The sequence below is a fragment of the Tepidicaulis sp. genome (assembly GCF_965222285.1).
GTDB lineage: Bacteria > Pseudomonadota > Alphaproteobacteria > Parvibaculales > Parvibaculaceae > Tepidicaulis.
Map to the genome: position 1 here is coordinate 1,298,606 of NZ_OZ244942.1, position 25,934 is coordinate 1,324,539.

Genomic DNA, 25,934 nt, shown 5'->3' on the forward strand with positions numbered 1-25,934 from the left:
ACGTTTTTAAGTGGGGTGAGGAAGTGCGTTCTTGCAGCATTCGGGCGTGTGTCGACGTGCAGGATGCACCGCGCCCTGCAACACCCACTCACTGTCACCCCGGCCCCCGTGCCGGGGTCCAAGCAGCCTCTCCGCCTGCCTTGACGCTGCATGGACCCCGGGACAAACCCGGGGTGACACTTTTATGTGGGGTGAGGAAGTGCGTTCTTGCGGCGTGCGGGCACGTGTCGACGTGCGGGATGCGCCGCGCGCCGCAACACCCACTCAATGTCACCCCGGCCCCCGTGCCGGGGTCCACGCGCCCCCTCCGCCTGCCGCAGCGCTCCATGGACCCCGGGACAAGCCCGGGGTGACGCTTTTATGTGGGGTGAGGAAGTGCGTTCTTGCGGCGTGCGGGCGCGTGTCGACGTGCGGGATGCGCCGCGCCCCGCAACACCCACTCACTGTCACCCCGGCCCCGTGCCGGGGTCCACGCGGCCACGCCGCCTGCCGCAGCGCTGCGTGGAGCCCGGGTCAAGCCCGGGGTGACACTTTTATGTGGAGCGGGGAAGTGCGCTCTCTTGGCGCCGGGTGGGGCCCGCATATGCCGCAAGCAGCCCCCTCCCGCTTGACACCGCGCCCGTCCGCGTTATCCATGACGGACCCGCGCGGGACGCGGGAGCACAGCGTCAAAGGGAGCAAGCATGACACGCGCATTCACTTTTCCGGGGCAGGGGTCGCAGGCCGTCGGCATGGGCAAGGAACTGGCCGAGGCGTTTCCCGCCGCCCGCGAGGTTTTCGAGGAAGTGAATGAGGCGCTGGGCCAGAATCTTTCGAAACTCATGTGGGAAGGCCCGGGCGAAGAGCTGACGCTGACGGAAAACGCGCAGCCCGCGCTGATGGCCGTCTCGCTCGCCGCCATGCGCGTTTTGGAAAAAGAAGGCGGCTTTGCGCTCGCCGATAAGGCGGCTTACGTGGCCGGTCATTCGCTCGGCGAATATTCCGCTCTTGCCGCCGCCGGCACGTTCACGCTGGCGGATACGGCGCGGCTTCTCAAAACGCGCGGCCAGGCCATGCAGAAGGCCGTGCCCGTGGGCGAAGGGGCGATGGCCGCCGTGCTCGGCCTTGAATTTGAAGATGCAAAGGCGGTGGCGGAAGCGGCCTCCGACGTCGGCGTCTGCCAGACCGCCAATGACAATGCGCCGGGCCAGATCGTGCTGTCGGGCGCCAAAGCTGCTGTCGAGCGCGCCGCCGAGCTTGCCAAGGAAAAAGGCGCCAAGCGCGCCATGCTGCTCGACGTGTCCGCGCCTTTCCACTGCGCGCTGATGCAGCCGGCCGCCGACAAGATGGCCGAAGCGCTGGGCACGGTTGAAATGCGCGCGCCTGCCGTGCCGCTCGTCGCGAATGTGACGGCGGGCCCGGTGGATGATCCTGAAGTGATCCGCAAGTTGTTGGTCGAGCAGGTGACGGGCATGGTGCGCTGGCGCGAAAGCGTTGCCTGGCTTGCGGAAAATGGCGTCACCTCGGTGGTGGAAGTCGGCTCCGGCAAAGTGCTCTCCGGCCTTGCCAAGCGCATTTCCAAGGAACTGACGGCGGCCAATGTCGGCGCGCCCGGCGATGTGGAAGCGTTTCTGGCTTCGCTCTAACGGCCTTCTGTCGTCACCCACGGGCTTGACCCGAGGGTGACGAAGAAACAAAGCACAAGCCCGTGGGTGACGAGGCGGACGCAGAAATAAATGCAGTTGAGGCTTGCGCAGCCACGGCGAATAACGGCAGATAGAAGCCAGGTTTTATAAAGCCGGATTTTGTAAAGGCGGACGCGCTGTCCGGTTCAACGATAGGCCGGTTCAATGACACGCCGGTTCAATGACACGAAGGGGGAGGGATCATGTTCGATCTCACCGGAAAAAAAGCTCTGATCACCGGCGCCTCGGGCGGCATCGGCTCGTCCATCGCCAAGGCGCTGCACGGCCAGGGCGCAACGCTGGCCATTTCCGGCACGCGCCGTGAAGCGCTCGAAGCGCTGGCCTCGGAGCTGGGCGGCGAGCGGGTGCATATCACGCCCTGCAATCTTTCCGATCTCGAAGCCGTGGACGCCCTGCCCAAAGAGGCGAGCGAGGCCATGGGCGGGCTCGACATTCTGGTCAACAATGCCGGCATCACCCGCGACAACATCTTCATGCGCATGAAGGATGAAGAGTGGGAAGAGGTGCTGAAAGTGAACCTCACCGCCGGTTTCCACCTCTCTCGCGCCGTTTTGCGCGGCATGATGAAGGCCCGCTGGGGCCGCATCATCGGCATCACCTCGGTGGTGGGCGTCATGGGCAATCCGGGCCAGGCGAATTATGCCGCCTCCAAGGCCGGCATGATCGGCATGTCGAAATCGCTCGCCCAGGAGGTCGCCAGCCGCAACATCACGGTGAATTGCGTCGCCCCCGGTTTCATCAAAACCGCCATGACGGATGCGCTGGACGACAAGCAGCAGGAGGCCATTTCGGGGCGAATCCCTGCCGGGCGTCTCGGTACTTCCGAGGAAATTGCCGCCGCCTGCCTCTATCTGGCGAGCGAGGAAGCGGCCTATGTCACCGGCCAGACCATTCACGTAAATGGCGGCATGGTGATGATCTGACGAAATTTCCTTGTGAAAACAAGGGCTTGCCGGCAAGTTTCAATTCCCGTGAAGAATTGGCTGCTTATTGGCAAACATCGGGAAAGTGTGGTACTCAAGCCGCGAATTTTTTCTTGCGGCGGGTAACGGGACAGGCCACAACCTGTTCAATTTCCTGATGAAGGAAAGCGCCACGTTTGCATCCTTGACGCCATCTATTTGTGAGTGCGGGGGGCGCGAGGCTGGTCAACCTGGAGAGGATCTGAGGACTGGAAATGAGTGATATTGGAGAGCGCGTTAAAAAGATCGTGGTGGAGCATCTGGGTGTCGAAGCCGACAAGGTGACGGACAATGCCAGCTTTATCGACGATCTCGGCGCCGACAGCCTGGACAACGTCGAACTCGTGATGGCGTTTGAAGAAGAATTCGGCGTGGAAATTCCGGACGATGCGGCAGAGACCATCCAGACGGTTGGCGATGCCATTCGCTTCATCGACGCGAATTCGAACTAAACAAGTAAAATGAGGCCGCGGCACATCGGGTGCTGCGGCCTTACTTGCGTTTGCTGCCCCGGGTGGGCCGCGCACACGGGAGGAATGTCATGCGACGGGTCGTAGTCACCGGGTTGGGCATGGTCTCCCCGCTAGGTTGCGGTGTAGACACCACCTGGAAACGTTTGATCGCCGGGGAATCCGGCGCCAACACCATCACCTCATTCGATACAAGCGACTTGCCCTGCAAGATCGCCTGTGACGTGCCGCTGGAAGGCGAGGGCGCGTTCAATCGCGACGATTGGATGGACCCGAAGGAATCGAAGCGCGTGGACGAGTTCATCGTCTATGCCGTTTCCGCCGCCACCCAGGCGCTGAGCGATGCGGGCTGGAAGCCCTCCACCGAGGACGAGCGCTGCCGCACCGGCACGCTGATCGGCTCCGGCATCGGCGGGCTGCAGGGTATTGCCGACACCGCGCTCACCTTGCATGAAAAAGGCCCGCGCCGCGTCAGCCCGTTCTTCATTACCGGCCGTCTGATCAACCTGGCCTCAGGCTATGTCTCGATCCAGCACGGCCTGAAAGGCCCGAACCATTCCGTCGTCACCGCCTGCTCGACCGGCGCCCACGCCATTGGCGATGCGGCCCGCCTGATCGCGCTCGACGATGCGGATGTCATGGTTGCGGGCGGCACGGAATCGGCCATTTCGCGCATCGGCATCGCGGGCTTCGCTGCCTGCCGGGCGCTTTCGACCGCTTATAACGATACGCCTACCAAAGCCTCCCGTCCTTACGACAAGGACCGCGACGGCTTCGTCATGGGCGAGGGCGCAGGCGTTGTCGTGCTCGAAGAGTATGAGCATGCCAAAGCGCGCGGCGCGAAGATTTACGGCGAGATCGTGGGCTATGGCCTCTCCGGCGATGCCTATCACATCACCGCGCCCTCCGAGGATGGCGATGGCGGTTACCGCTCCATGCAGGCCGCATTGAAGCGGGCGGGCATTTCCCCCTCCGACCTTGATTATGTGAACGCCCATGGCACCTCGACCATGGCCGACACGATCGAGCTCGGCGCCGTCACGCGGCTGCTCGGCAATGCGGTGGAAAAGGTCTCCATGTCTTCCACCAAATCCTCGATCGGCCACCTTCTGGGCGCGGCCGGGGCGGTGGAAGCGATCTTCTGCCTGCTGGCCATGCGCGACAGCAAGCTGCCGCCGACGCTCAATCTCGACAACCCGTCGGTCGAAACGAAAATGGATCTGGTGCCGAACGTGGCGCGCGACAAAGAAGTCAATTACGCGCTTTCCAACTCGTTCGGCTTTGGCGGAACCAACGCATCACTCGTGATGCGCAAGGTGGATTGAGTAGCCTCGCACAATGACGGGTGACGACGCCGGCGAAACGGCGACAGTGGCAGATCAGGAAAAGGCGGCGCCCTCCAAGGGGCGGCGCCTTTTGCTTTGGGCGCTCCTCAGCGCGCTTGGCCTCGCGCTTCTGGGCGCTGCGGGCGTGGGCGGGCTCTATCTTTACGGCAAGCACCGCTATGAGGCGGAAGGCCCGCTTGAGGCGCCGGAAATCGTTTTCCTGAAACGCGGCATGGGCCTGAACACGATTGCCCGCGTGCTGGAAGAAGAAGGTGCGGTCGACAGCGCGCTCATCTTCCGCCTCGGCGTGCGCCTGGAAGGGCTTTCGGCGGCGCTGAAAGCCGGGGAATATGAAATTCCCGCCCGCGCCTCGATGCAGGAAATCGCGGCGCTTTTGCATGAAGGAAAAGCGATCCTCCACAAAGTGACGGTGCCGGAGGGGCGCACGAGCCACGAGATCGTGGAAATCGTCAAAGCCGATCCCGTGCTGGTGGGCGAGGTGAGCAAGGTGCCGGAAGAAGGCGCGCTCTTGCCCGAGACTTATCTTTTCGAGCGCGGCACGAGCCGGGATGAGATTCTGGCGCGCATGGCCGCCGCCCATGACGCGGTGATGGAAGAGCTGTGGCCGGCCCGCGCTGAGAACCTGCCGATCAAGACGGAAGAGGAGGCGGTCATTCTCGCCTCCATCGTCGAGAAGGAAACCGGCGTTGCCGAAGAGCGCCCGCGCGTTGCCTCGGTCTTCGTCAACCGGCTCAACCGCGGCATGCGCCTGCAATCCGATCCGACGATCATTTACGGCATTACCGGCGGCAAGGGCCCCCTCGGCCGGCGCATCCGCCGCTCGGAGATCGACGGCGCCACACCCTATAACACCTATCAGATCGACGGGCTGCCGCCGACGCCCATCGCCAATCCGGGCCGGGCGGCCATCGAAGCGGTGCTCAATCCACCCGAAACGAAAGATCTCTATTTCGTAGCGGACGGCACGGGCGGCCATGCCTTTGCGTCTTCGCTGAAAGAACACCTGAAAAATGTCGCCGCGTTCCGTCGCATTCAGCGGGAGCGGGGAGAGCGGTAGAGAGTCTTGCTGGCCACAGACCTTGCAGCACACTCTGCCGTCACCCCGGGCTTGTCCCGGGGTCCACAAGGCTTCTCTTCTTGGCGCAAACGCTGCTTGGACCCCGGCTCGGGGGCCGGAGTGACGGCTGTAAAGGAGGCGGGCACCCGGATGCGCCATCACCAAAAGCGCACGGCCCTGTTATAGTGCGTTTCAAGATTGAACTGATTCTGAAGGACGCCTGATGAGCCTATCGAGCATGACCGGTTTTGCCCGCGTGGAAGGCGCTGAAGGCGGTGCGCGATGGCACTGGGAGCTGCGTTCCGTAAACGGAAAGGGCCTCGATCTGCGCCTGCGCCTGCCGCCCGGTTTCGAGGCAATGGAGCCGAAGCTGAAAGCCATCGCGCAAGGCGCGATGAAGCGCGGCAATGTGCAGGCGAATTTACAGCTCACCCGCGAAAACGCCGCCAATGTTCCGCGCCTCAATGAAGACGTGCTGAAAGGCGTACTCGCCGCTGTTTCCCGTCTCAGGGATCATCAGATTTATCTGACCGATTCCACAGCCGAAGGCATTCTCTCGCTAAAGGGCGTCATGGAGGCGGGTGAGGCGGAAGAAGGCGAGGAGGCGCGCGCCGCCCTTGAAGAAGCGCTGGTGGCAAGTTTCGCCGAGGCCGTGAAGGCGCTTGCAAGCGCGCGGGATGAGGAAGGCGCTAAACTTGCGGCGCTCCTGGAAGGCCAGGTCAAACGGATCGAGGAGCTGACGGGCGAAGCGGCGGCATCGCCTGCCGCAAGCGCAGAGGCGATGCGCGAGCGGTTGAAACGCCAGGTGGAAGAATTGCTCGGTGCTTCTCCCGCGCTGAATGAAGAGCGGCTCGCGCAAGAGGCGGCGCTTCTCGCAACCAAAGCGGATGTGCGCGAGGAGCTCGACCGGCTGGGCGCCCATGTGGAGCAGGCCCGCGATCTTCTTGCCTCCGATGAGCCCGTCGGCCGGCGGCTCGATTTTCTCACCCAGGAATTCAACCGCGAGGCCAATACGCTTTGCTCGAAAGCCGCCGATGTGGCTCTGACGCGCATCGGCCTTGAGCTTAAGACCGTTATCGACCAGCTTCGCGAACAGGTGCAAAACGTCGAATGAATGATCCCGAAATCAAACGCCGCGGCCTGATGCTCGTTCTCTCCTCGCCATCCGGGGCGGGTAAGACCACCTTGTCGCGGCTACTGCTTGCCGATGACCCGAACATCACCATGTCGGTTTCCGCCACCACGCGCAAACCGCGCCCGGGCGAAAAAGACGGCGTCGATTATTATTTCCTTTCGACGGAAGATTTCGGCCTGAAAGTGAACCGGGGCGAGTTTCTGGAGCACGCCAAGGTTTTTGACAATTATTACGGCACCCCGCGCGGGCCGGTGGAAGAGGCGCTCTCGGATGGGCGCGACGTTCTCTTCGATATCGACTGGCAGGGCACGCAGCAATTGATGGAAAGCGCGGAGGACGATCTGGTGCGCGTCTTCATTCTGCCGCCCTCCGGCCAGGAACTTGAAATGCGCCTCAAGAAACGCGCCCAGGACCCGCCGGACGTCGTTGCCTCGCGTATGGCCAAGGCTTCTGACGAGATTTCTCACTATACGGATTATGACTACATCATCGTCAATGAAGATGTGGATATGAGCCTGACGCGCCTGAAATCCATCCTGACCGCCGAACGGTTGAAACGGAAACGCCAGGTCGGCCTTTCCAATTTTGTTCGGGGGCTACAGCAGGCGCTGTAGTTCCTTATCTTGTGCTTGGGCTTGATCCGAGCATTGTGGACCCCGGCATAAAGCCGGGGTGACACCCTGAATGAGTGGCGGGGCGGTGCTCCAAATTCAAAGCGTCACCCCGGCTTTATGCCGGGGTCCATGCAGCCTCTCGGCTAACACACACCGGCAAATAAAAAGGGAGCCCGAAGGCTCCCTCTAATTTTCTGTCCGGTGTGCGCCGTCCTTAAGGCTTCAGCACCACGCGGCCCATGATCTTGCCCTCGCGCAGATCGTCCAGCGATTTGGAGGCCTGATCGAGCGGGCGTTCTTCGACCGGGATGGGATCGATCTTGCCGGCTTTTACCAGCGCCATCATTTCATGGGTTTCGCCGAGCGAGCCCACATAGGCGCCGCCGATAGAAATGGCGCGCATCGGGAACATCGGGATCGGCATGGCAAAGCCGCCGCCGAAAAGACCGACCACGATCACCTTGCCGCCTTTGCGCACGATGGAAGAGGCGAATTTGAGCGAGGCTTCCGAGCCGACGAAATCGACCGCGGCGGGCACACCGCCATTCGTGTCGGCGAGCACCTTTTTGATCGCATCGGCGTCTTTCGGGTTATAGGTCTGGTGCGCGCCTGCGCCCATAGCCGCTTGCAGCTTTTGCTCATCCACATCCGCGCCGAGCGGGGCATTGTCGAACATGGCTTTGGCGAATTGCAGGCCCATCATGCCGACGCCGCCGAGACCGACCACCATCACCCGCTCTTCCGGGGAAATGTCGCCGAGCTTTTTCATCGCCGAATAGGCGGTGAGGCCTGAGCACATATAAGTTGCGGCAAGGCCTTCTTTTACACCGGTATAATCGAGCAGATATTTCGCATCCGGTACCATGACATGGGTGGCATAACCGCCCGCGACCTGAATGCCGAGCTGGCGCGGCTTGTTGCAAAGCTGCTCTTCGTCGCGCTTGCAGGTCGGGCATTCGCCGCAGCCGATCCAGGGATAGACGACGCGCTGGTCGCCGACCTTGACGTCTTTGACGTCCGGGCCGACGGCAATGACTTCGCCTTCGATTTCATGGCCGAGCGTGAAGGGCAGCTGGCGCCCGCCGCGCACATCGAGCTTGTTGTCGCCGCCGAGATCGAAATAGCCGTCATGCAGGTGCACGTCCGAATGGCACACGCCGCAATGGCTGACTTTCACCAGTACCTCGCCGCCTTTCGGCTCGGGCATATCGGTGGTGACTTCCTGAAGGGGTTGACCATATTCGACGATTGCTTGCGATTTCATCCGGGATACGCCTCCTGCGCCGTGTTGTGGCTGTTGTTGCCGGTCCTGGCGGGCCGGGGTTTAAAGAGTGAATACATCGCCGCGGCCCCTGGGGCAATGCCCGCTTCGGGCAGGGGGCGGCGCCTTAAGGGCTCAAGCGGCCTTCATTGCCTCATAGGCGCGGGCGAGGGCGCAAAATTCCTCGATGGAAAGCCGCTCGGCCCTCTCTTCCGGGCGCAGGCCCGCCGCCTCGATCAGCGCGGGGGTATTGAGGCCCAAGGTCTTAAGGCTGGCGCGGATCATCTTGCGCCGCTGGCCGAAAGCGGCCGCCACCACTTTTTCCAGCGCTTTGGGGGCCGCCGGGGCGAGCGGTGCGGCGCGCGGCAAAAGGTGCACGATGGAGGAGGTGACCTTGGGCGGCGGCGTGAAAGCCGCCCGGTCCACATCGAAGGCTTTATATGCCTTTGTGCGCCACTGGGCGAGCACGGCAAGGCGGCCATAGGATTTCGAGCCGGGCTCGGCAACGATGCGGTCCGCCACTTCCTTCTGGAACATCAGCGTCAAGCTGTCATACCAGGGCGGCCAGGGCTCGGTTTGCAGCCAGCCGACCAGCAGCACGGTGGCGATATTGTAAGGCAGATTGGCGACGATGCGCGTGGGCCCGCCGCCCGCAAGAGCCGCCATATCGGTTTTCAGCGCATCGGCGTCGATGACTTCAAGCCGGCCCGGATAGGCGGCGGCGATGTCTGCCAGCGCGGCAAGGCAGCGCTCGTCCCGCTCGATGGCGATGACTTTACGCGCCCCTTCGGCAAGGAGCGCCCGCGTCAGCCCGCCGGGCCCCGGGCCCACCTCGATGATCGTATGATCCTCGAGCGAGCCTGCTGTGCGGGCGATGCGGCCCGTCAGGTTGAGATCGAGCAGGAAGTTCTGCCCGAGCGATTTTTTGGCGCGCAGCTCATGCGCCGCGATCACCTCGCGCAGCGGCGGCAGATTGTCCGGCGTCATTTGGAGCTACTCCGCCGGGCGGCCATTTCACCGGCCAGGCGCAGCGCCTCGATAAGGCTGGCGGGATTGGCGATACCCTTGCCGGCAATGTCGAAGGCCGTACCATGGTCGGGCGAGGTGCGGATGATCGGCAGGCCAAGTGTCACATTGACGCCCCGGTCGAAATCCAGCGTCTTGATCGGGATAAGCGCTTGGTCGTGATACATGCAAAGCGCGGCGTCATAGTTCTCGCGGGCTTTGCCATGAAACATCGTGTCGGCGGAAAGCGGGCCTTTCACATCGATGCCGTCGCCGCGCAACGCTTCAAGCGCGGGCTGAATGATCTCTTCTTCTTCCTTGCCCATGCTGCCGCCTTCGCCCGCATGGGGGTTGAGCCCGGCCACGGCAAGGCGCGGCTCGGCGATGCCGAAATTTTCCTTAAGGGCCCGGTGGACGATCCGGGCTTTTTCCTCGATAAGCGCGCGGCTAAGCGCGGCAGGCACGGCAGCAAGCGGGATATGGATCGTCAGCGGCACGACTTTGAGAAGCGGTGAGGCGAGCATCATGACCGGCGTGCCGCCTGTCAGGGCGGCCAGAAACTCCGTGTGGCCCGGATGTTTGAAGCCTGCCTGATAGAGCACGCCTTTATGGATGGGGTTGGTGACAACGGCACCGGCGCGGCCTGTCTCGGTCAGCTTTACCGCTTCCTCGATGGCCGTGATCGTGCCCGGCGCATTGGCTGGGTCCGGCACGCCGGGCTTTGCCGCCGCGCCGAGTTTGATGGGAAGCACGGGCAATGCGGTATCGAAGATGCTGGCGGCTTCCTCCGGCGCGGCAATTTCCTTGATGGGCACATCAAAGCCGAGGCTTTTTCCAAGCGCTGCAAGACGGGCAGGATCATCCAGCGCGAAGAAGACCCCGAGCCCTGCACTTTGGCGCGCAAGCCAGCTTTTCAGTGTGAGCTCCCCGCCGATCCCGGCCGGGTCTCCCATGGTGAGGGCAAGGGGCAGCATGCGCTTAAACTAGCGCATCTCCACAATGGCGTCGCGGCGCAGGTCGCGCAAATGGCGGCGGGCCATCATGGAAAGACGCTGGTTGAAAAGGTTGTTCTCGATGCTGTCCCGGGTGATCTGCGTACCCTGATCGTCCCAGCGGTTGCAGACGATGAAGACTTCGATGCCTTGCGGTGTGCGCTGAGGCGGGGCGACTTCCCCGGCCTCGCGCGCCTGCAGCAGACCGCGCAAGGGTTCCTGGATCTGCCCGGCTTCGACTTCCGTCGGCTGGGAGACCTGAGCGCCCGGATAGGCTTCGGCCTGCTCGCTGACGCGGGCGCAGGTGCGGAAATTGGAAACCAGTTCATCGGCCTGCGTGCGGCGTGCTTGAACGGCGGAGGCGGGCGCTTCCGGTCCAACCGGCAGCAGCACGCGGACGACCTCGAAGCGGTTGCGCAGCGGATTGGGACCATTGCCCTGCTGCTTGTTGATGAGCTGAACGATGTAAAAGCCGTTCAGCGTTTTGATCGGATCGGAAATCTCGCCCGGCGACATGTTCACGATCTCATCGGCAATAGGAGAGGGAAGCTGGCTGGCTGCGAGCCAGCCGATATCGCCCCCTGCAGCGGCTGTCGCCGACTGGCTGAACTGTGCGGCAACGGCGGGAAAGGGAATGCCCTGGCGCATCTGCTCGACAAGGCGGCGCGCGCCGTTCTGCATTTCCCGTTCCTGGGCGGCATTCTCAAAACCGAGATAGATTTCTGCTACGTGATATTGCACCTGATTGGCTTCCTGCTCGATCTGGCGCATCTTTTCGTCGACTTCCTGATCGCCGATTGTCACCAGCGGGGCAAAGCGGTTGCTGATCACCTTGTTCCAGGCAATGTCGGCATAAATCTGTGAGCGGAGCGTTGCGATATCGATGCCGTTTGCTTTCAGGAATTCGGCGATTTCTTCCCGGCTACGGTTGGAGCGGGAGGCGACGCGTTCCAGCGCTTCATCCACTTCTTCTTCGGTGACTTCCAGCTCCAGCCGCTCGGCTTCGGCGACTTGCAGTTTCTCGTCCACCAAACCGCGCAGCACCTGGGTGCGCACGCGCTCGACATTTTCCGGTGTGGCCGGCAGGTTGGAGGTGGAGAGCACGAGCTTCATGCGCTGCTCGACGTCATAGCGTGAAACGACACGGTCGTTCACCACGGCGGCAATGCCTTGCACGTTCTGCGCATGGGCCGGAGTGCCGGAGACGGGAAAAGATCCTGCCAGTATCAGGCCCGCGCAAAAAAGGGCGGCTTTGAGCGGCAAGGCGCGGCTGAAACTCGATGCAGACAATGTAAAATACCTAGCTAAGTTCATGATTTTCAAAAGAAATCTTTTCCCGGATGTTCTGATGACGGCAGAATAACGTGTCGTACCGGACTTTCAAATGCCCTTGTTTACTCCCCGGACGAAGAGATGCCGGAGGAGAAGCCGGCAGTACCCAAGTGCTTAAAGGTCAATTGCAACATGATGGAATTGTCCGGCTCGATATCGCGGTCGCGGAAGAATTCCTGCTGATAGGCAAGTCCCAAAGCAAAGCATTCGTCCTGATAATAGAGCCCAAGCTGATTGTTGAGTGTTTGCTTATTCTCCAAGTCCCTGCGGGTATAGCCGCGCAGCGACCAGTAGTCGGAGAGTTTATAATTTGCTGTTGCGCTCAGCTCTTCGCGGGTGCCCAGCCGCGCCGATTGAGAGGCATCGAAAAACGCATAAGTGCCGGATACCCAGAAAGGTCCGAGCTGCGTAAAGAGATCGACTTCGTTTCGGGCGAAGGAGAAATCGTCTTCATCGAGACGGAAACGATGCGCAAGCGAGAAGTTTTTAGAAGGGCGATAGCGTAGCCGGCCCACATAATCCGATTTTTGTTCGCGCAAGCCGGAATTTGGATCGAACTCGGTGTTTTCGCGGAAGCGCAAAGTCTGACCGATCAGGGCATCGAAAACGCCGCCGTCTTCACCGTAGAGCGAGAAGTTCAGCCCGACATTGGCGCGCGCGCCGCCTTCCCACCGATCAAGGCCGGGAAAGCGGTTGTTCTCGAAGAGGTTGATGGCATCGAATTCGAAGCTAAGAGAGTCCTCGTTCGGAATTTCATCCGGATTGCCGCCATTCGGTGCATAGATGAGCTGAACGATAGGCTCGACGACCTGGCGGGTGGAACCGCTGCTTCTCACCCAAGGCCAGCGCCATTCGATGCCAGCTGTCGGTAGGCCGCGGACTACGGTGTCGCCGTCCGTTCGCTGCGCAGCACTGATTTGAACGTCATCGGTATAATAGATATCGCCGCGCAGATCGACGAAGGGGCGGAAAATTTCACCGGTGCTTGTTACATGACGGCTTTCCCAGCCGAGCGTTGTCGAGAGGCGCTGCGAATCCGTGCCGCGCGCTCGGGTGAGGGACATAATATTCGTGTCCCAGGTCAGCTGTCCGCCTAGAATTTCCCGCTCCGGTTCGTAGTGATAAGTGACCAGCGGGGCAATGATCGGCGTTTCGGCGGAGACATCGTTCGAGAGAAGGCCTTGGAAAAAGAAGCTTTCGCCCAGGAACTCGCTGCGCCCGTCGATACCTTGCACGTAAACGCGGCTCGTTAGATCCGTTTCATCGGAAAGGTCGTAACGGCGCAGATAGGTGTCGTCGCTCGTTAGTTCGGTTTTGAACCCCCAGTTCCAGGTTTCATCGAGCTTGAACTTACCTTCCGAGAAAAAGCTGCCGCGAAAATCCGTATCCGCGGGTGTGCCGGGCTCAGGATCTGTCGGCTTTGTGCCGGTGATATCGAATTCATATTCCCCGCGATTGGTGCGGTGGCGGAATTCGGCCTGATAGAGAATGCCCTGCTTGGATGTATAACGCGGCGCTAGCGTCGCATCCATGTTGGGTGCGATCACCCAGTAATAAGGGATCTCGACCTCAGTGCCGAAATCTTCCGAGAAGCCGAGACTGGGAAAAAGGAAGCCTGACTGGCGGTCGACGGTGGGGTCGGGGTGAGAAAAGAACGGCACGTAAGCGACGGGGATGCCGAAGAACTCGAAGAAGGCATCCTCATAGATGATCTGTTGTTCTTTTTGGTTGTGGATCACCTTGTAGGATTTGATCTGCCAAAGAGGCTCGGCGCCCTCGGCTTCACAAACTTCGCACGGGCTGAAAACACCTTTGTGGAAGGTCGTCAGGTTGCCGCTTGAGCGCTTGGCCTCGACTGCCGTGATGCGGGTATTGTCCACCATGAGAACGGAGAGGCTTTCGGCGAAACCTTCTCCGAGTTCATCCGAAAGCCGGGCGCGATTGGCAAAAAGCACGTCCCCCGTGGGTTCCAATATGCGGATGTTGCCTTCGGCGGTGACGATGCCGGTTTTCTGTTCGTAGGTGACTTCATCGGCAAAGAGAATGCGCGGTCCGTAGACAATTTCGACATTACCTTTGGCCGTCACGACTTCGGTATCGCGATTGTAAATCAGCTCGTCTGCTTGAAGTAGAACCTCACCCGTCTCTTCGAGCGAGGCGGGGGTATTCCGGGCCGGGGCGGCATGAGCGGCGGCGCTCACGAAGAGGCCGGCTGACAGCCAGAGCGAGACGGCTTTCAGCCGCCTTTTCACACTTTTCCCCCCGCGTGCGGGAAACGCTTTCCGCACTATCCGTCCTCCAAATGAAACAACGCTGCAAGCCCCACCAAGGCCGTGAAGATGGCCGGCGCCCAAGCTGCCAGAAATGGCGGAATGATGCCAGAACTCCCGAGCGCCAAAGAGAGTTTTGTGAAGAAAAAGAAGACAAAACCCGAGAAGATGGCGCCGAGGACGAGTTGGCCGAAGCCGCCTAGCCGCGAAATGCGCATCGAGAAGATCGCGGCGACGATGACCATGGTGCAAAGAAGGAAGGGGCTCGAAATCAGCGAGTGCAGGTGAATGCGGTGCCGGAGCACGGAAAACCCGGCCTTGTCTGCAACGGCAATGAAATGAGGTAGGTCCCAGAAGGATATGGTTTCAGGCCCGGCGAAGCTTTCCTGTACCTGCTCCTTCTGGAGGTCGGTTGGAAGGCGGTAGGTCTCATAGAACCGGCTGGGTTCGTCGGGCTCCGTGACCCAGGCATTGGTCAGCGTCCAGAACCCTGCTTCGAGAGCCGCGGCTTCGGCATCGATTCGCCCGGCAAAGGAATCATCCGGCGCATATTGAAAGACGATGACCTCGCGCAACTGGATCTTATTCGCTTGGCTGCCCCGCAAGGCATGAACGACAGTCTTGCCCGAGTTCGTTGCCTCCCGCAGCCAGAGCCCCGTTTCGGCAACGGACAAGAGACTGGCCTTGCCTTTGATGTAGCGCGCTTCAAGCTGTTCGAAACGGCCGGTCAGAGTTGCGGCAACGGGATTATAGACCGTGATGCTGAAAACCCCGATCACAAAAGCGACGCAAAGTGCCGGCGCAAGAAACTGCCAGGCGGAGATGCCGGCCGCGCGGGTGACAACCAACTCGCTGCTACGGCTAAGGCGCAAGAGAGAGGCCATGCCGCCGAGGAGAACGGCAAAGGGAAGAAGCTGAATGCCTAGATTCGGGAGCCGTAAGAGCGCCATGGTCAGCACGGTGGCAAAGGTAATGCCTTCTTTATTTGCCGTGCGGCGGAGCAGCTCCACCATGTCGGCGAGGAAGACGATGGCAAGGCAGATGATGAAGGCCGCCATAACTGCCATGAAGAACTGCCGGCTGAGATAACGGGTAAGGGTCCAGGAAACGAACATGGGGGCTTAAACCTCCGCCGTAACTGGGCGCCGGTAGAAGCGCAGCTTCTCTCCGGCTTTGCGGAAAAGGTCGGGCCTGAGGATCATCGCAAGGCTTATGAGAATGACGGCGATGGGCACCGCGTAAAGCGCGATGGCGAGCAGCGGCGTCTTGACCGTGAGGTTCTGGATGCCGAGGCAGAGAATGCGCACCAGGATGGCCACGGTCACCGCGCCGATGATCCGCACTGTATAGCCGCGCCGGTTGAACTCCGCCGAGATCAGGCTTGCGAGCGCAATGGCGGCGAACATCAGCGGATGAAGCAGAGTTGAGAGGCGCTGATGTGCTTCGGCAAAAAGCTCTGGATAATAATTCTGCCCATATACGTCGTCCTCGGCGGGCCAAAGAAGTTCATGGAAGAAGCGTTCGGAGGCTTCGTAATATACATCTTCCGGATCGCCCGCGAGATAGGCGAGGTCATAGGTGTATTTGTCGAAATAAAGCAGCGTGATCGAAGGGCCTTCATCGGTCTTGATCGTGCGCTGGATGTTGCCGTTGAACATCAAGAGCCGCGGTCCGGCATCCGATTTAATGAGCTGCCCGTTCTCGGCCATGTAGGTCACGGGTTGCACCGGGTCGCGGTTGTCATGCACGAGAATGCCCTGGATCGTGCCGCCCGCGCCTTGCTCACGCACATAGACGGTCAGACCTTGAGAGGGATTGTTGAACTGTCCTTCCCGGATGACGGCGGTGATCACATCGGTGCGGATCTCCTGAACGCGTGTCGCCACTTCGCGGAGCCCGGCTGGGCTGAGAAACATGCTCAGCGACATCAAAAGGAGAGAGACGGCAAGCGAGATGAAAATGACAGGCCGGGCGATGCCCCAGCGGCTGATGCCGGCGGAGAACATCACCACAAGCTCGCTGTCCGAATAAAGCCGGTGGAGGGCGTAGAGAACGGCGAAGAAAAAAGCGATGGGCAGAATGATCGTGATGACGCTCGGCATAGCGAGCATGGTCAGAACGAAATAGGTCCCGGCGGATTGCCCCTGCATCACCACTACGTCGAGCAGGCGCAGCGCCTGGGTGAGCCAGATGATGCCCGTTAGGATGAGAGTTGCCACGGCGAAGGGGCCGGCAATCTGGGTAATGATGTAGCGGGACAATCCCCTCATTGTCGGCCCTTCATTAAGTCGGTATCCGTCTCGGCCTTGCTGGCGCTTCTCGGGCCGCCTTGCGGCGGAATTTGCGGCTCCATCGAGGAGCCCCCTTTTTTACCCCCCGAATTCCGATAGGATAGCCCGCTAAGCGACCGGAATGGTTAGTATAAATAAATGCGCCCGCCGCGCGACCCTATCCTGGACATCTGTCCGTTAAGGGCGCGTGTAGCGGTTTCCTGGTGCAAAAACAATGAGGGTCTCATGAACATCTCTTTTGCCGATCATTCGCTGCCGCGCGCCGGCGTGCTGCTGCTTACCGCCCCCAAGGGAACGACCTTCAAGGGCCGGTTGGCCGAAATCGACAAAAAAACCGGCGGAACCCTCAAAAAAGCGGCGAAAGCGGCCAATTTCGAAGGAAAAAAGGGCAGTTTCGTTGAACTTTTGGCGCCGAAAGGCGTTTCGGCGGCCCGCCTCGTCATCCTGGGGCTCGGCGATCCGGCGGAGCTGACGCCGACGGAAGCAGAAAATCTGGGCGGCAAGATCGCAGGCCGCTTTGCCGAAGGCACGGATAAGGATCTCGCCATCTGGCTCGATGAGACCAAAGGCCTCGCGCTGGAAATGGATGAGCTGGCCGCCCGGCTCGCCTTCGGCATGAAGCTGCGCGCTTACCGATTCGACAAATACAAGACCAAGAAAAAGGACGAGAACGGCAAGGTCAAACTCGCCAAGGCCGTCATTATGTCGGATGCGACGGCGAAAGCGCGGCGCACTTTCTCCGATCTCGCCAAACTTGCCGACGGTATTTTCTTCGCCCGCGACCTCGTCAATGAGCCGGCCAATATCCTTCATCCGGAAGAGTTTGCGGCGCGCGTAAAGGAGATGAGCGAACTTGGCCTCAAGATAGAAGTGCTCGGCGAAAAGCAGATGGAAAAACTCGGCATGGGCGCGTTGCTCGGCGTGGGGCAGGGCTCGCGCCGGGAAAGCCAGCTCGTCGTCATGCGCTGGGAAGGCGGCAAGAAGGGCGAGCAGCCCATCGCCTTTATCGGCAAGGGTGTCTGTTTCGACACGGGCGGTATTTCCATCAAGCCGGCGGCCAGCATGGAAGACATGAAAGGCGACATGGGCGGGGCGGCCTGCGTGGCCGGTCTGATGCGCGCGCTTGCAGGCCGCAAGGCGAAGGTGAACGCGATCGGCGTGATCGGGCTCGTGGAAAACATGCCCGACGGCAATGCCCAGCGCCCGGGCGACATCGTCACCTCCATGTCGGGTCAGACCATCGAAGTGATCAACACCGATGCCGAAGGCCGCCTCGTGCTGTGCGATGCGCTCTGGTATACGCAGGACCGCTTCAAGCCGAAATTCATGATCGACCTTGCAACGCTGACGGGTGCCATCATGATCTCGCTCGGCCAGGAATATGCGGGTCTCTTCTCGAACGATGACGAGCTTTCCGATCAGCTTTTCAATGTGGGTGAGCGCGAAGGCGAAAAGGTTTGGCGCATGCCCATGGGCCCTGCCTATGACAAGATGATCGACAGCAAATTTGCGGACATGAAAAATGTCGGCGGCCGTTTCGGCGGCTCGATCACGGCGGCGCAGTTCCTGAAGCGCTTCGTCAACGATGTACCCTGGGTCCATCTCGACATTGCCGGCACGGCCATGTCCTCGCCCGCCAGCGACATCAACACGAGCTGGGGCTCGGGTTACGGGGTGCGCCTGCTCGACCGGCTGGTCGCCAGCCACTACGAGGACTGATCTTGGCCGAGGTGCTTTTCTATCATCTCATGCAAATGCCGCTCGAGCGGGTTCTGCCGGACCTGCTCGAGCGCTCGCTGCAGCGCGGCTGGCGCGCGGTGGTGCAGGTGGGGAACGAAGAACGCCTCGAGCCGCTCAATAGCGTTCTTTGGACGTATAAGGACGATAGTTTTCTGCCCCATGGCACGAAGGCGGACGGGCCGCCCGAGATGCAGCCCGTTTTTCTGACCACGCAGGATGAAAACCCGAACGAGGCAAACGTCCTCTTTCTGGTGGACGGGGCGCCGGCTGGCGACCTGACCCCTTACGAGCGCGTGGTACTGCTTTTCGACGGCAACAATCCGGAGGCGGTGACGAAAGCCCGCACCGACTGGCAGCAAATCAAGGCCGGTGGGCATGAGGCGACATACTGGCAGCAAAGCGATCAGGGACGCTGGGAGAAAAAGGCTTAAGGCCTAAAATATTTTATCCCCGCTTGAATGGCGGGCGGTAATCGCCATTTGCGTTAGACGTAACTCGGCACGGCATAGGAGGGGGGAGTTCCATGTCCAAGGGCAAGACCATATCGGCCATTGTCGCGCTGCTCGTCATCGTGCTTGGCGCGGCTTATTACTGGTATGTGGTGGAAAGTCATGTGCCGGAAGATCCGCAATTCTCTCTCAACATCGAAACGCTGCGGCAGAAGGCGAATGCCGTTTCCGGCGATAAGCCCACCTCCATTGCGGTGGAACATGTCGGCTCGCTGGAATTTCCGGGCGCCGCCGTGATTTCAGGCGGGGAATGGTCCATGCGGGAAATGGCGGTCTATTCCTACAAGATCGTTTTCCCGAACGGGCATATCGTGGTCGATACGGCGGCTGAGCCTGAACAAGCGAAAGAGGCTGGCGCCACCGCGGTCGATATGGACTCATACGGGCGCATGATGGCGGCGATGGAAAGCGCCGATCATATCGTCATCACCCATGAGCATATGGATCATATCGGCGGGCTTGCGGCGGGAGCCGATGGCGAGCGTTTCCGCAAGCAAATGACGCTTACCGAAGAGCAGCTTGCCTTTCCCGTCTACCGGGCGCCGGCTGAGTTTCAGGAGGGCGCGCTGGAGGGATACGAGCCGCTGTCTTATGAAGGCACGTACGCGCTGGCGCCCGGAGTAGTGCTGATCAAGGCGCCGGGCCATACGCCGGGCAGTCAGATGGTTTTCGTCCAGCTGCAAGATGGCAGCGAGTATCTGATGATCGGGGATATCGCCTGGCATTTCGACAGCGTGACCACGATGAAAGCGCGGCCCCGTTTCGTCAGCTATAATTTCCTCAATGAAGACCGCGACATGGTGCATTGGGAGCTGGCGGAACTCAAACGCCTGCATGAGGAAGAACCCGGCATCATCATGATGGCGGGGCACGACAGGGCGTTGGTCGAGGGCTATGTCGAAGAAGGAAAACTGCGCGCAGGGTTCTAGGCGGTGATGAGCGCAGAAGCGCGTGTTCCTTGCGTCTATATGCTGACCAACCGGCCCGGCGGCGCGCTTTATGTCGGCGTCACGCGTGATGTAATCCGGCGTGTCTGGGAACATAAAACGGATGCGGCGGGCGGGTTCAGCAAAAAGTATCGGTTGCATACGCTCGTTTATGCGGAGTTTCACGCAACCATGCCGGATGCGATTGCGCGGGAAAAGCAGATCAAAGGATGGCGCCGCGCCTGGAAAGTGGCGTTGATCGAGAAAGATAATCCGCAGTGGCGGGATCTCTACGAAGAGCTTGCCTGCTGACTGTTTTGGGCCCGAGAAAACGGCAGGGAGATTCCGGATCATAAGGCGCGCAGCCGAAAGACTGGCGTCTTTCGGGCTTGCCTAATGTCCGGAATGACGGTTTTTAATTCTCGTCATTCCGTGCGCGTTGCGGCATGAAATGACGCAATGCAGACACGGAATCCGGGCAGACACGGAATCTCTACGCCGTGCAAATATTACCCTGCCTTCGCTTCCTGCTGGGCGGTGTCATAGGCTTCGCTGGCGGCGAGCCAGTCTTCTTCCAGTTTGGAAATCGTGGCGAGCGTGTCCGCGCGCAGCTTGGCGATCTGGGCGGCCTTGTTCGGGTTCTGCTGGTGAAGGGCGGGATCGGCGAGCGCTGCTTCCATTTTCTCGACGCCCTTTTGCAGGCGGGCCATTTCTTTTTCTGCCGCCGCGATTTTCTTTTTCAGCGGTGAAAGTTCGGCGCGCGCTTGAGCGGCGATGCGCCGGGCGTCTTTCTTGGCGATGATAGCGGCTGCTTCCTCGTCGATATTATTTTTGCGCGCGCCGGAGCGCCGGTTGCGGTCGAGCAGCCAGCGCTTGTAAGCCTCGATGTCTTCTTCCCAGCGGGAAACGCCGCCTTCGGCAACGATCCAGAGTCGGTCCGCGCAGGTTTCGACAAGATGCGGGTCGTGACTGATCAGAATGACCGCGCCTTCATATTCATTCACCGCCATGACCAGAGCTTCGCGGGAATCGATGTCGAGATGGTTCGTCGGCTCGTCGAGGATGAGGAGATGCGGTTTGTCGAAGGTCGCCACGGCAAAGAGGAGACGCGTCTTCTCACCGCCCGAGAGATTTTCGACCAGCGTGTCGGCTTTCTCCGCGCCGAAACCGTAAAAGCCCGCACGGGCACGCACCTGCGCCTGCGTTGCATCGGGCATCAGCTCGCGGAAATGATCGTAAGGGCTCATTTTGGGTTTGAGTTCGTCGAGCTGATGCTGGGCGATGTAAGCGACGCGCAGCTTCTTTGATTTATAGCAATGGCCCGTCTCGACCCGCAGCCGGTCCGAGAGCAGTTTGGCGAAGGTGGATTTGCCGTTGCCGTTCGCGCCCAAAAGGGCGATCCGGTCATCCTGGTCGATGCGCAAATCGAGATCGCGCAGGATAGGCTTGCTGGGCTCATAGCCGACGCTGGCATGTTCCAGCCGGATGATGGGCGAGGCGAGCGGGCGCTCGGGCGCGGGGAAGTGAAAAGGCTTCACCCGGTCTTCCACGATATCGGCGATAGGTTCGAGCTTGGCGAGCGCTTTCAGGCGGCTTTGCGCCTGGCGCGCCTTGCTGGCCTTGGCGCGGAAGCGCTCGACGAAGGATTCCATGTGGCGGCGCTGGGCTTCCTGCTTCTTTTTATAGGCCATCTGCTGTTCGAGCTTGGCGCGCCGCTCTTTCTCGAACTGGTCATAGGTGCCCGTGTAATACGTGAGCTTGCAGTTTTCCAGATGCAGAATGCCGTTCACCGCGCGGTTCAAAAGATCGCGGTCGTGGCTGACGATGATGACGGTGTGGGGATAGGACTTCAGATAGCTTTCCAGCCAAACGGTGCCCTCAAGGTCGAGATAGTTCGTCGGTTCGTCGAGCAGCAGAATATCGGGCTGGGAAAATAGAATGGCGGCAAGCGCGACACGCATCCGCCAGCCGCCCGAATATTCCGCGCAGGTGCGCCGTTGTGCCGCCTCGTCGAACCCGAGCCCGGCCAGGATTGTTGCCGCGCGGGCAGGGGCACCATGGGCATCGATGTCGGACAGGCGGGTCTGGATCTCGGCAATGCGGTGCGGATCGCGCGCCGTTTCCGCCTCGGTGAGCAGCGCGGCGCGTTCTTCATCGGCGGCGAGCACATAGTCGATCAGCCGGTCGGGGCCGCCGGGGGCCTCCTGAGCCATCATGCCGAGGCGGGCGGCTTTGGGTATGGATATGCCGCTATCCTCGCCGGGGATTTCACCGGCGATGAGTTTGAGGAGGGTGGATTTACCTGTCCCGTTGCGCCCGACCAGGCCGACCTTGTGGCCCTTGGGGATGGCCGCGGTGGCATGATCGAGCAGCACCCGGCCCTCGATGAGATATGTCAGATCGTTAATATGCAGCATTTTGTCGCCTCGGACCCGGCTTCTAGCATGGCCGGGGCGCCTCAGGGCAAGGATTTCCGGCGCCCGCGCGATTTTTTGAGCCGCGAGGGCTGTTGCCGCCGCGCCCGCCGCCCGCTATAAGGCGCGCAAATCCTTTCGACCCTCAGGAAACGGGAAAGACTTCACATGGCTGTTCAGCGCACCTTCTCCATCATCAAGCCGGATGCGACCCGCCGGAACATCACGGGCAAGATTATCGACCGGCTGGAAAGCGCGGGCCTGCGCGTCGTTGCGCAAAAACGCGTTCATCTGACCAAGGACCAGGCGGAAGGCTTCTATGCCGTTCACAAAGAGCGCCCCTTCTTCGGTGAACTGGTCTCCTTCATGATTTCCGGCCCCGTCGTCGTGCAGGTTCTGGAAGGCGAAGATGCCGTTGCCAAGAACCGCGAAGTGATGGGCGCAACGAACCCGAAGGAAGCGGCCCCCGGCACGATCCGCGCCGACTTCGCCGAGTCCATCGAAGCCAATTCCGTGCACGGCTCGGACGCGCCGGAAACGGCTGCCGAAGAAATCAAGTTCTTCTTCAAGGACGAAGAAATCGTCGGCTAAGGCTGATGGTTTTGGAAGTTTGGCGGGCGTCCTTCGGGGCGCCCGTTTTGTTTGCGTGCGGCAAAGACTGCATGGACCCCGGGTCGAGCCCGGGGTGACGCGGAGTGTGTGTGGCAGGTCTGTGCACAAAACGAAGCTGTCACCCCGGCCTCCGAGCCGGGGGCGACGAAATGTCGGGAATTCAAAGCCCCGGCACGATCAGCGTGGGCGGCAGGCCTTCGGGGGCGGGGGAGATGACGGCGCGTTCGTTGACGATGCGCACGCGCCCTTCCGCGACAAGGCGCAAGGCGAGGGGGTAGAGCTTGTGCTCGGCCTCCAGCACGCGCTGGGCCAGCGTTTCTTCCGTGTCGTCCATCATAACGGGCACGGCGGCCTGGGCGATGATGGGGCCTTCATCCATTTCCGGACGCACGTAATGCACGGTGGCGCCGGAAATGCGCACGCCCGCCTCGATGGCGCGGGCATGGACGTTGAGGCCTTTGAAGGCGGGCAACAGGGAAGGGTGGATATTGATCTGCCGGTTCCACCATTTTTCGACAAAGCCGTCCGTCAGGATACGCATGAAGCCGGCATTGCAGATGAAATCGGCGCCCGCTTCTTCCAGCGCTTCGCTGAGGCAGGCATCGAACGTGTCGCGCTTGGCAAAATCGCGGTGATTGATGGCGCGGGCGGGAATGCCGGCTTTCTCCGCAATCTCAAGGCCTTTGGCGCCGGGATTGTTGGAAATCACCGTCACGATGTCGGCCGGAAAATCCGGCGCGGCGCAGGCCTCGATCAGCGAGGCAAGATTGCTGCCCCGCCCTGAAATGAGAACGCCGACTTTCATTAGGCAGCTCCCGCAGGCGCCGAGCCGAGCTCGCCATTAATGACGACATGAGGGGCGTCCGCAGCGCGCTCTTTCAGCGTGCCGAGCGTGAAGACGGTTTCGCCTTCCCGTTCCAGAAGGGCGGCGACGTCTTTGGCGCGTTCGGCTTCCACGGCGAGAACCATGCCGATGCCGCAATTGAAGGTGCGGCCCATTTCATCGCGCTCGATGCCGCCGAGTTTCATCAGCCAGCGGAAGACAGGGGGCAGCGACCAGGCTGCGCCGTCGATCTCGGCCATCAGATTGTCGGGCAGGACGCGGGGAATGTTTTCGGTAAAGCCGCCGCCGGTAATATGGGCCATGGCTTTGACCGCGCCCGTTTCCTTGATCGCGGAAAGAAGCGGTTTCACATAGATGCGGGTGGGGGTGAGCAGCGCCGCGCCGAGCGAGGTGCCGGGGGCGAAGGGGCAGTCCGCGCCATAGGACAGCTCGTGATCACTCACCAGGCGGCGCACCAGCGAATAGCCGTTGGAGTGAACGCCGCTCGAGGCAAGGCCGATGAGCACGTCGCCTGCGCCGATATCGGCGCGCGGCAGAAGCGTGCCCCGCTCGGCTGCGCCCACGGCAAAGCCGGCAAGGTCATAATCGCCTTCGGCGTACATGCCCGGCATTTCCGCCGTTTCTCCGCCGATGAGCGCGCAGCCGGCCTGGCGGCAGCCATCCGCGATGCCCGCGACCACGTCTTCGGCAATGCCGACGGCCAGCTTGCCGGTGGCGAAATAATCGAGGAAGAAAAGCGGCTCTGCGCCCTGCACGATGAGATCGTTGACGCACATGGCCACAAGGTCGATGCCCACCGTGCCGTGGATGCCGCTTTCGATGGCGATTCGCAGTTTCGTGCCTACCCCGTCATTGGCGGCGACGAGCACGGGATCGGTGAAACCGGCTTCTTTCAGATCGAAAAGGCCGCCGAAACCGCCGAGGCTGCCATCGGCGCCCGAACGGGCGGTGGAGCGGGCGAGCGGGCCAATGGCTTTGACAAGCGCGTTTCCCGCGTCGATATCGACGCCGGCGTCTTTATAAGTGTAGCGGTTAGGGCGGTCGGACGAGGACATCTCAAGCCTTTATCGAGAGGGAGGCCCGGCATACGGCCCATGGGCGGGTTTCATGAGCGGGGCCAGTGACTTTCTGGGCGCTAACCCACCCGAAAAACGGCCATAAAGCAAGTGCTTCGCTGCCTTTAAATGCGAGGCGGGAAAAGTGCCGCAGCCGCCTTCCGGCTCCCCCGGCCTTGGTGTAGGGTCGGCTTTCGTGAAGGAAAAGCGGCTCCGGCCCGATTTCCAAAGTTTTTTCAAGAAGTTCAGAGTTTTCGGGAAGCAAAGGCGCAAGGGCGATGGAAACGAGGCGGGGCTCTTTTTTTGCAACTTTGGCGGCAATCACGGCGCTGGTTCTTTCGGCCGTGCTGGGCGCCGCGCCAGCCAGTGCAGGCGATGTTTACCGTGTCTCGGGCATTCCGGTCGATGCGAGCGCCGAAAATGCGACGGCGGCCCGCGCCAAGGCGGTGGCCGAGGGCCAGACCCGCGCTTTTGAAGAAGTGCTGCGCAAGGTGACGCGGCGCGAGGACTGGTCGCGCCTGCCAGCCGCCGATGAAGCGACGGCGCAGAGCCTCGTGCGCTCCTTTCAGGTGGCGGGGGAGAAGACCAGCACGACGCGCTATCTTGCGACCTTGACCGTGACCTTCAACAGCGAAGGCGTGCGCCGCCTGCTGCGCCAATACGATATTCCTTATGCCGATACGCAGGCAAAGCCCGCGCTGCTGCTGCCGCTCTGGCGCGACATTGGCGGCACGCGGCAATTGTGGGACGACAATCCCTGGCGCGCGGCCTGGACGGGTATGGACCTTGCCAACCGGCTGACCCCCCTTACGCTGCCGCTCGGCGATCTGGAAGATCTGACGACGCTGAGCGCGGAGGCGGCAGCGGCGGGCGATGATGCCGCCCTGCAAGCCTTTGCCGAACGCTATGGCACGAACCGCGTCATCGTGGCCGAGGCTTCGCCTGCCGGTGAAAGCGGGCTGCAAGCCGATATGGTGCTTTATGAGGCAGGCTCCGTCATGCCCGCGCGGCGCTGGAGCCGCCGGGTGAGCGGTGAGGAAAGCCTGGAGGCGCTGGGCCGCCAAGCAGCCGAACTTTATCTCGATCATCTGGCCGAGGAATGGAAAGCTCAGAGCACGGTTGCCAAGGGAGAAGCGGCGGCGCTTTCCGCCTCCGTGCGTTTCAATTCCATGGGCGAGTGGGTCTCCATCAAGCGCAAACTCGAGCAATCGCCGAATGTGAGCCGGGTGACGCTGGTCGGTCTTTCGACGGAAGGGGCGCTGGTGGAGATCGATTATCAGGGCTCGGCAGACAGTCTCGGCCTCACTCTTGCCCAGCAGAACCTCTCCTTGATGGAAATGGAGGGCTATTGGGTGCTGGCGGCGCGCCAGTGATCTAAAGCCTTCCCGATTGCCCGGAGCACCGGCGCTACCCC

The 25,934-nt window shown here is 61.2% G+C and carries 23 protein-coding genes; 13 read left to right on the forward strand and 10 right to left on the reverse strand.

Annotation, left to right across the window (positions count from 1 at the left end; translation table 11 throughout):
• Positions 1-683 precede the first annotated feature (683 nt).
• The 7 genes from fabD to gmk all read left to right on the forward strand — a co-directional run bounded on the left by fabD (position 684) and on the right by gmk (position 7,269).
• Positions 684-1,625 (forward strand): ACP S-malonyltransferase, encoded by a 942-nt coding sequence (gene fabD / locus ACOQOT_RS06140; protein ID WP_420561466.1) that lies wholly within the window; start codon positions 684-686, stop codon positions 1,623-1,625.
• A gap of 242 nt (positions 1,626-1,867) precedes the next feature.
• Positions 1,868-2,608: a 3-oxoacyl-[acyl-carrier-protein] reductase gene (gene fabG, locus ACOQOT_RS06145; RefSeq protein ID WP_420561467.1), complete on the forward strand. Its 741-nt coding sequence runs from the start codon at positions 1,868-1,870 to the stop codon at positions 2,606-2,608.
• Between the two features lie 254 nt (positions 2,609-2,862).
• On the forward strand, positions 2,863-3,099 hold the full coding sequence (locus tag ACOQOT_RS06150) for an acyl carrier protein (protein WP_045444330.1): 237 nt from the start codon (positions 2,863-2,865) through the stop codon (positions 3,097-3,099).
• An 89-nt stretch (positions 3,100-3,188) separates the two neighbouring features.
• The gene (gene fabF / locus ACOQOT_RS06155; RefSeq protein ID WP_420561468.1) at positions 3,189-4,442 is read left to right on the forward strand and encodes a beta-ketoacyl-ACP synthase II; all 1,254 of its coding nucleotides are present in this window, start codon (positions 3,189-3,191) and stop codon (positions 4,440-4,442) included.
• Between the two features lie 13 nt (positions 4,443-4,455).
• The gene (gene mltG / locus ACOQOT_RS06160; RefSeq protein WP_420561469.1) at positions 4,456-5,520 is read left to right on the forward strand and encodes an endolytic transglycosylase MltG; all 1,065 of its coding nucleotides are present in this window, start codon (positions 4,456-4,458) and stop codon (positions 5,518-5,520) included.
• Positions 5,521-5,743: 223 nt separating this feature from the next.
• Entirely contained in the window at positions 5,744-6,634 is an 891-nt protein-coding gene (locus ACOQOT_RS06165; RefSeq protein ID WP_420561470.1) for a YicC/YloC family endoribonuclease, read from the forward strand.
• A complete protein-coding gene (gene gmk / locus ACOQOT_RS06170; protein WP_420561471.1) occupies positions 6,631-7,269 on the forward strand; it encodes a guanylate kinase in 639 nt (212 codons plus the stop codon). The genes ACOQOT_RS06165 and gmk overlap by 4 nt, the downstream gene beginning before the upstream one ends.
• A gap of 214 nt (positions 7,270-7,483) precedes the next feature.
• Here the strand turns inward: gmk and ACOQOT_RS06175 are convergent, their stop codons facing one another.
• The 7 genes from ACOQOT_RS06175 to lptF form a co-directional block, all read right to left on the reverse strand.
• Positions 7,484-8,533, reverse strand: coding sequence for an alcohol dehydrogenase (locus tag ACOQOT_RS06175; RefSeq protein WP_420561472.1), 1,050 nt, complete (start codon positions 8,531-8,533; stop codon positions 7,484-7,486).
• Positions 8,534-8,665: 132 nt separating this feature from the next.
• Positions 8,666-9,517, reverse strand: a complete 852-nt coding sequence (gene rsmA, locus ACOQOT_RS06180; RefSeq protein WP_420561473.1) for a 16S rRNA (adenine(1518)-N(6)/adenine(1519)-N(6))-dimethyltransferase RsmA — start codon at positions 9,515-9,517, stop codon at positions 8,666-8,668.
• The gene (gene pdxA / locus ACOQOT_RS06185) at positions 9,514-10,509 is read right to left on the reverse strand and encodes a 4-hydroxythreonine-4-phosphate dehydrogenase PdxA (RefSeq protein WP_420561474.1); all 996 of its coding nucleotides are present in this window, start codon (positions 10,507-10,509) and stop codon (positions 9,514-9,516) included. Before pdxA ends, rsmA begins: the two co-directional genes overlap by 4 nt.
• Before the next feature lie 9 nt (positions 10,510-10,518).
• Positions 10,519-11,817 (reverse strand): peptidylprolyl isomerase, encoded by a 1,299-nt coding sequence (locus tag ACOQOT_RS06190; RefSeq protein WP_420561475.1) that lies wholly within the window; start codon positions 11,815-11,817, stop codon positions 10,519-10,521.
• A gap of 104 nt (positions 11,818-11,921) precedes the next feature.
• Positions 11,922-14,111, reverse strand: coding sequence for an LPS-assembly protein LptD (locus ACOQOT_RS06195; RefSeq protein WP_420561476.1), 2,190 nt, complete (start codon positions 14,109-14,111; stop codon positions 11,922-11,924).
• A gap of 35 nt (positions 14,112-14,146) precedes the next feature.
• Positions 14,147-15,244, reverse strand: a complete 1,098-nt coding sequence (gene lptG, locus ACOQOT_RS06200; RefSeq protein ID WP_420561477.1) for an LPS export ABC transporter permease LptG — start codon at positions 15,242-15,244, stop codon at positions 14,147-14,149.
• A gap of 6 nt (positions 15,245-15,250) precedes the next feature.
• Positions 15,251-16,399: an LPS export ABC transporter permease LptF gene (gene lptF / locus ACOQOT_RS06205; RefSeq protein WP_420561478.1), complete on the reverse strand. Its 1,149-nt coding sequence runs from the start codon at positions 16,397-16,399 to the stop codon at positions 15,251-15,253.
• 246 nt (positions 16,400-16,645) lie between these two features.
• Between lptF and ACOQOT_RS06210 the strand changes: the two genes are divergently transcribed.
• The 4 genes from ACOQOT_RS06210 (at position 16,646) to ACOQOT_RS06225 (ending at position 19,907) form a co-directional block, all read left to right on the forward strand.
• On the forward strand, positions 16,646-18,139 hold the full coding sequence (locus tag ACOQOT_RS06210; protein WP_420561479.1) for a leucyl aminopeptidase: 1,494 nt from the start codon (positions 16,646-16,648) through the stop codon (positions 18,137-18,139).
• Between the two features lie 2 nt (positions 18,140-18,141).
• A complete protein-coding gene (locus ACOQOT_RS06215; protein WP_420561480.1) occupies positions 18,142-18,591 on the forward strand; it encodes a DNA polymerase III subunit chi in 450 nt (149 codons plus the stop codon).
• A 92-nt stretch (positions 18,592-18,683) separates the two neighbouring features.
• Entirely contained in the window at positions 18,684-19,598 is a 915-nt protein-coding gene (locus ACOQOT_RS06220; RefSeq protein ID WP_420561481.1) for an MBL fold metallo-hydrolase, read from the forward strand.
• A gap of 6 nt (positions 19,599-19,604) precedes the next feature.
• Positions 19,605-19,907, forward strand: coding sequence for a GIY-YIG nuclease family protein (locus ACOQOT_RS06225; RefSeq protein ID WP_420561482.1), 303 nt, complete (start codon positions 19,605-19,607; stop codon positions 19,905-19,907).
• Positions 19,908-20,104: 197 nt separating this feature from the next.
• Here ACOQOT_RS06225 and ACOQOT_RS06230 read toward each other — a convergent pair whose 3' ends face one another.
• Positions 20,105-22,012, reverse strand: coding sequence for an ABC-F family ATP-binding cassette domain-containing protein (locus ACOQOT_RS06230; RefSeq protein ID WP_420561483.1), 1,908 nt, complete (start codon positions 22,010-22,012; stop codon positions 20,105-20,107).
• Between the two features lie 165 nt (positions 22,013-22,177).
• On the opposite strand from ACOQOT_RS06230, the gene ndk reads away from it, so the two are divergent.
• Positions 22,178-22,600 carry a nucleoside-diphosphate kinase gene (ndk, locus tag ACOQOT_RS06235; RefSeq protein WP_420561484.1) on the forward strand — a complete coding sequence of 141 codons (423 nt, stop codon included), beginning with the start codon at positions 22,178-22,180 and terminating at the stop codon, positions 22,598-22,600.
• Positions 22,601-22,781: 181 nt separating this feature from the next.
• On the opposite strand, the gene purN is transcribed toward ndk, so the two are convergent.
• Together purN and purM are read right to left on the reverse strand one after the other, a co-directional pair.
• The gene (gene purN, locus ACOQOT_RS06240; protein ID WP_420561485.1) at positions 22,782-23,426 is read right to left on the reverse strand and encodes a phosphoribosylglycinamide formyltransferase; all 645 of its coding nucleotides are present in this window, start codon (positions 23,424-23,426) and stop codon (positions 22,782-22,784) included.
• Positions 23,426-24,520: a phosphoribosylformylglycinamidine cyclo-ligase gene (gene purM / locus ACOQOT_RS06245; RefSeq protein ID WP_420561486.1), complete on the reverse strand. Its 1,095-nt coding sequence runs from the start codon at positions 24,518-24,520 to the stop codon at positions 23,426-23,428. The genes purN and purM overlap by 1 nt, the downstream gene beginning before the upstream one ends.
• Before the next feature lie 278 nt (positions 24,521-24,798).
• On the opposite strand from purM, the gene ACOQOT_RS06250 reads away from it, so the two are divergent.
• Positions 24,799-25,893, forward strand: coding sequence for a DUF2066 domain-containing protein (locus ACOQOT_RS06250; RefSeq protein WP_420561487.1), 1,095 nt, complete (start codon positions 24,799-24,801; stop codon positions 25,891-25,893).
• Positions 25,894-25,934: the final 41 nt, after the last annotated feature.